Below are 1,545 nucleotides of genomic sequence, written 5' to 3'. Positions count from 1 at the left end.
GTCGGGCGCGCGGCTCGCACCCCCGGGCTCGGCGGCCCGCCCCGCCGGTCGTGCTCCTCGTCCTCGGCGGGATCGCTGCGGCGTTCCTCGTGCTTCCCCTCGTGGCGCTCCTGGTCCGCGCGCCATGGGGATCGATCGGCGCGCTCGTCACCGATCCCGCGACCGCGACCGCGATGGGGCTTTCGCTGCGCACCGCCACGGTGACGACGGCGATCGCCGTCCTGATAGGCGTGCCGCTCGCCTGGCTCCTCGCGCGCGCCGACCTGCCCGCGGCCGGACTGCTGCGAGCCCTCGTCACGCTGCCGATGGTGCTTCCGCCGGTGGTCGGCGGGGTCGCCCTGCTGAGTCTGCTGGGCCGCCGGGGTCTGCTCGGGCAGCACCTCTACGCCTGGTTCGGCCTCAGCATCCCGTTCACCACCCTCGCCGTGGTGATCGCGCAGACGTTCGTGGCGCTGCCCTTTCTCGTGCTGTCGGTCGACGGCGCGCTGCGCGGGTCCGCCGGGCTGGCCGAGGGGGTGTCGGCGTCGCTCGGTGCCTCGCGCTGGACCACCTTCCGGCGCGTCACACTGCCCACCACCGCGCCCGCGATCGGCGCCGGCGCGGTGCTGTGCTTCGCGCGCGCGCTCGGCGAGTTCGGTGCCACCATCACGTTCGCCGGGAACTTCCCCGGCACGACGCGCACCATGCCGATCGCCATCTACCTGGCGCTCAACCAGAGCCCGGACACCGCGATCGCCCTGTCGGTCGTCCTCATGCTCGTGTGCGCCGTCGTGCTGGTGGCGCTGCGGTCACGCTGGCTCGGCGCCCTGCGCGGTATGACGTGACGAGCTTTCGGGAAGGTCTGCGCTCCTCGCTCGAGGTGCGCGACGCCGTCGTGCGCCGGGGTGAACGCCGGATCGTCGCCGACCTGAGCGTCGCGCCGGGCGAGGTCGTGGTGCTCGCGGGTGCGAACGGGACGGGCAAGACCACGCTGCTGCACGCCGTCGCCGGTCTCCTGCCGCTGGCCGAGGGCGAGATCACCCTGGCGGGCCGACCGCTGGACGCCGACGGGACGTGGGTGCCGCCCGAGCGGCGCGAGATCGGGCTCGTGCCGCAGCACCACGTCGTGTTCGGCCACCTCAGCGCGCTGGAGAACGTCGCGTACGGCCTGCGCGCACGCGGCATCCACCGTCGCGAGGCCCGTGCGGAGGCTACGGCCTGGCTCGACCGCCTCGGCGTCGCCGACGTCGCCCGGTCGCGCGGGGCGCGGCTGTCGGGTGGGCAGGCGCAACGGGTCGCGATCGCGCGTGCGCTGTGCCCGGGCCCGCGTGCCGTGCTGCTCGACGAGCCGTTCGCCGCGATCGACGCCGCCAGTCGGCCGCTCGTCCGCGATCTCGTGCGCGCCGTCATCGCCGAGCTCGGCGTCCCGGCGATCCTCGTCACCCACGACCCGGGCGGCGACGCGCGGTCCGGAGACCGCGTCGTCGAGCTCGCCGGCCTCGACCCGGAGATATACCCGGAAGTCCCGTGAATACCCCAGCGACGCCCCTTAGCGTCGTGCTGTGA

The 1,545-nt window shown here is 74.6% G+C and carries 2 protein-coding genes; both read left to right on the top strand.

All coding sequences use genetic code 11. The features are described from left to right. On the top strand, nucleotides 1–824 hold an 824-nt coding region (locus FH969_RS14880; RefSeq protein ID WP_425462472.1), incomplete at its 5' end, for an ABC transporter permease. Further along, nucleotides 821–1,510, top strand: a complete 690-nt coding sequence (locus FH969_RS14875) for an ABC transporter ATP-binding protein (RefSeq protein WP_180359834.1) — start codon at nucleotides 821–823, stop codon at nucleotides 1,508–1,510. The genes FH969_RS14880 and FH969_RS14875, both read left to right, overlap by 4 nt. The last annotated feature ends 35 nt before the right edge of the window (nucleotides 1,511–1,545 follow it).

Origin of the sequence: Miniimonas arenae (assembly GCF_006351005.1) — a bacterium.
Classification (GTDB): domain Bacteria; phylum Actinomycetota; class Actinomycetes; order Actinomycetales; family Beutenbergiaceae; genus Miniimonas; species Miniimonas arenae.
The sequence above is the reverse complement of the archived record's forward strand: the minus strand, read 5'-3'. Positions and strand labels throughout refer to the sequence as shown.